Source organism: Vibrio sp. 10N.261.52.A1, assembly GCF_002876325.1.
GTDB lineage: Bacteria > Pseudomonadota > Gammaproteobacteria > Enterobacterales > Vibrionaceae > Vibrio > Vibrio chagasii.
Map to the genome: position 1 here is coordinate 1 of NZ_MCYD01000732.1, position 4,454 is coordinate 4,454.

Below are 4,454 nucleotides of genomic sequence, written 5' to 3' on the forward strand. Positions count from 1 at the left end.
GTTAATTGTTGCATTTCGGTTAAATAGAGTGAAAACTTCAATTATCTAAAACTATTTAATCACTGCATCCTTGTAGTGAGTAAGGAGTCAATTGTGCTTGCTGTTCTTCGTATTATCTTGGCTACGGTGTTTATTATTTTCACCACGTTATTTGCTTTTGTTTACTGCTTGTTTAGCCCCAAGAACCCTAAGCATGTGTACTTTTTTTGTCGTTGGTTCAACCAATTACAGAAGATCCTTGGTGTAAAACTGGTGCAGCGTGGCCTAGAGAATGCACCCACACCAGAAAAGAGCGTGTATATCTCTAACCACCAAAGCGTGTTGGATTTTGTCACTGACCCTGGAATGCTAAGGCCGCGTACCGTTTCTTTAGGAAAGCGCGATTTGTTAGTGGTGCCGTTTTTTGGGCTTCTGTATTGGATCACGGGGAACATTCTGATCAATCGTGAAGACAAGTCGAAAGCACGCGATACCATCAAACAGGTGGCAGAAGCGATTCATCAGCGAGACCTTTCTGTATGGGTTTACCCTGAGGGAACACGTAGTAAAGGCCGCGGGTTATTACCTTTCAAAACAGGCGCTTTCCGAATGGCGATTGAGGCTGGTGTGCCTATCACCCCGATGTGCACGAGCACCACTCACAACAAAATCGACTTTAACCGACTAAACAACGGCATTGTGATTACCGAGATGCTTGAGCCTATTGATGTATCTGGATACAAACTGAGTGACGCAAGAGAACTGGCGAATCACTGCCATGCGTTAATGGCTGAGAAGATTGCAGAGCTTGATGCTGAAGTCGCTAGATTGGAATCACAACAAAACCCTGAGCTTGATTCCGACCGTTCTTCTACGAGCTAACTCGCAGCGAAAACATTGAGTTATCGCTCAATTACCGAAAAAGAGACCTTACGATCGCAACTCTCATTGTTCTTGTTTTACTTGCCGACGGTTATCCGCAAAATAAAACGCGGGAAACGGCATAGAGCAATGGGAGTAAACGATGGAAGTGATTCACCATGGCGGTAAACATACGGTCACAGGATCTTGTCACGAGCTAAGAGATTCCAGCCAAGCCGTACTTATCGATTGTGGCTTGTTCCAAGGTAAAGAGGTTCAGGGTAAAGACACACGCCCTCTTGATATCGATTTCGAAACATCCCACCTCAATGCCCTACTGTTAACTCATACTCACATAGACCATATCGGGCGACTGCCTTGGTTGCTCGCCACCGGGTTCAACCAACCGATTTATTGCACTCAAGCCACCGCTGAACTTGCCCCGCTTATGATTGAAGACAGCTTAAAGCTTCAAGGACTAAGCCATAAACAAGCAAAGCTAATACTGAAAAAACTCCACTCATTGATTGCTCCCAAGCCTTATAGAGAGTGGTTTCCTATCCCCGCTAAACAGCAAAAAAACGGAAAGGATCATAGTAGGCCAAATACTCTGTATGCTCGTTTTCAACCTGCTGGGCATATCTTGGGTTCTGCCTATATCGAGATAAAGTTACCTAATCAACAAGTGGTGGTGTTTTCCGGAGACTTAGGACCAAGTAATACACCGTTACTGCCCGATCCTATGCCTCCTCAGCAGGCCGACTATCTGTTTATCGAATCAACCTATGGCACTAGCACACACGATGATATTGCGACACGAGCCGAGCGCCTTAAAGCCATCATCGATCGTTCGTTACTGGATGGTGGTGTCATCTTAATCCCAGCATTCAGTATTGGCCGCACACAAGAACTCCTGTTTGATATTGAGCAACTGATCTTTGAGCATCAACTCAGTGCCGACATTCCTATCATTCTTGATTCACCAATGGCTCTGAAAGTCACCCGCTCTTACCGACGCTTTAAAGAACTCTGGAGCCAAGAGGCAAAACAACGGCTTGAACTCAAACGTCATCCACTGGCATTTGAGCAGTGCATTACTGTCGATGGGCACAGAATGCATAAGAAAATCGTCAATAGACTGCGCTCAACCGGAGAGCCTGCGATTGTGGTCGCGGCTTCTGGTATGTGTCAGGGAGGCAGAATCATGAACTACTTATCCGCCTTGCTGCCCGATAAACGAACCGATGTAATTCTGGCGGGCTACCAAGCGCACGGCACGCTAGGGAGGGAGCTTCAACAAGGTGAAATGCAGGTATCAATCGACAACAAACAAGTGGAGGTGAATGCTCAAATTCATGGCATGTCTGGCTACTCTGCTCACGCCGACCAAGAAGATCTCAAGCGCTTTATTACTGGCATTCCTGTGGCACCCAAAGAGGTGCATTTGATACACGGTGAACCAGATACCCAGTCTGAATTCGCTCAAGAGCTGATAAAACAGGGATTCAACGTTGTTTAAAACAGGCTTTTAACTGGGCACTGCTGCAAATGTAGCGGGCCCTCTTGCCATCTCCCTCATTCAAAAGAACACCTCCTCTTAAAGCTGCCAGAGCTCTAAATGGAGGTGATATATTCTAACTTCTCGATAACATTCCGCCAGTTACAGCCGTTACTTCGAATCGGCTAAAAGCGAAGTTTTCTGTCTCACCCCATTATCAATCCTTCAAGTAACTCACACTTTTGTATTAATCACTATTTATGCATTTCTGAAAAACCGCCCAATTGCAACTAGTTGCATTTAATTTTAAATAAAACAATTCTCGAAATAGAACTAAGCGTTAACAATTCACTCCCACAACATGCTTTATGTCACAGTAATCCGAATACGCAGTTAAATAATTTAACACTCAGGTTACAAGTGAAGTATTGTGTTGTTCGAAAAACAATCACAAGTAAAACTAACAGGGAAAATACTCATGCAGTCATTCGTTGATTTTTTGAATGGAATAATCTGGAGTCCAGTACTTATCTATCTATGTTTAGGTGCTGGTTTGTTCTACTCGGTCATGACTCGATTTGTACAAATCCGTCACTTCTTTGAAATGTGGCGTTTGTTACTATCTGGTAAAAGTTCGAATAAAGGTATCTCATCTTTCCAAGCTCTTGCTGTTTCGCTATCTGGCCGTGTAGGTACAGGTAACATTGCAGGCGTTGCTGCTGCTATCGGTTTCGGTGGCCCTGGTGCAGTATTCTGGATGTGGGTTGTAGCCTTCTTTGGTGCAGCAACTGCGTTTGCAGAATCTACGCTAGCGCAAATCTACAAAGAAGAAGACGAAGGCCAGTTCCGTGGTGGTCCAGCTTACTACATCGAGAAAGCGATGGGTCAGAAGTGGTACTCATGGATCTTTGCAATCGCGACGATTTTTGCTTGTGGTATTTTACTTCCAGGTGTTCAGTCAAACAGTATCGGTAACGCTGTAGAAGCTGCATTTGGTTCAGGTGCAATGATCGAAACAGCTGTCGGTACATTCAGTTTCGCTAAAATTTTCACTGGTACTGTTGTCGCTATCATCCTTGGTTTCATCATCTTCGGTGGTGTTAAGCGTATTGCGAACTTCACGCAGATCGTTGTTCCATTCATGGCATTGGCTTACATCATCATCGCGTTCGTTATCATCCTACTAAACATCAGCCAAGTTCCTGTTGTGTTCTCTATGATTGTTGGTGATGCATTCACACCTATGGCTGGCTTCGGTGCTGCGATTGGTTGGGGTGTTAAACGTGGTGTTTACTCAAACGAAGCGGGTCAAGGTACTGGTCCTCACGCAGCTGCGGCAGCAAGTGTTGATCACCCAGCTCAGCAAGGTTTGGTTCAATCATTCTCTATCTACATCGATACACTGCTAGTTTGTTCTGCTACGGCGTTCATGATCATCATCACTGGTGCTTACAACGTACACGGTGGCGCAGAAGGCGTATTCCTTGTACAAAACCTAGCAGCAAACGTTGGTGCAAACGGCCCTGTATTTACGCAGCTAGCGATTGAAAGCGCACTACCAGGTGTTGGTAAGCCATTCATCGCATTTGCTCTGTTCTTCTTCGCATTTACAACGATTCTTGCTTACTACTACATTGCAGAAACGAACATTGCTTACCTACGTCGTACCATCAAGATCCCTGGCATGATGTTCGTACTTAAACTTGTTCTTATCACTGCGGTTTTCTATGGCACAGTTAAAACAGCGAACCTTGCATGGGCAATGGGTGACGTTGGTGTTGGCTTGATGGCATGGTTAAACATCGTTGGTATTCTGATCATCTTCTTCATGTCTAAGCCTGCGCTAAAAGCTTTGGCTGACTACGAAGAGCAACAGAGTAAAGGCGTTACCGAGTACACATTCAACCCTGTAAAACTAGGCATCAAAGGTGCAACTTACTGGGAAGAGAAGTACAAGCGTAAGACGGGTAAGTCGCCAGAAGCTGAAGTGGCAGACAGCAAGCCAGTAGAACAGCCTTCAGCGTAAAGCCTTCAATTACAGCTTTTAAATGATAAATTGCTCTAGATTCTGTTTTTCTTTAGAGCAAATGCAAAAAAGGGTTAGCCATGGCTAACC

Annotated in this window: 3 protein-coding genes; all 3 read left to right on the forward strand. The window is 44.9% G+C overall.

From position 1 onward, the window contains the following. Positions 1 to 93 precede the first annotated feature (93 nt). The 3 genes from BCT81_RS14960 (at position 94) to BCT81_RS14970 (ending at position 4,364) form a co-directional block, all read left to right on the forward strand. Positions 94 to 861 (forward strand): 1-acylglycerol-3-phosphate O-acyltransferase, encoded by a 768-nt coding sequence (locus BCT81_RS14960; protein ID WP_102424942.1) that lies wholly within the window; start codon positions 94 to 96, stop codon positions 859 to 861. 142 nt (positions 862 to 1,003) lie between these two features. Beyond that, entirely contained in the window at positions 1,004 to 2,359 is a 1,356-nt protein-coding gene (locus BCT81_RS14965) for an MBL fold metallo-hydrolase (protein ID WP_102424943.1), read from the forward strand. Positions 2,360 to 2,816: 457 nt separating this feature from the next. Then, positions 2,817 to 4,364 (forward strand): alanine/glycine:cation symporter family protein, encoded by a 1,548-nt coding sequence (locus BCT81_RS14970; protein ID WP_102424944.1) that lies wholly within the window; start codon positions 2,817 to 2,819, stop codon positions 4,362 to 4,364. The last annotated feature ends 90 nt before the right edge of the window (positions 4,365 to 4,454 follow it).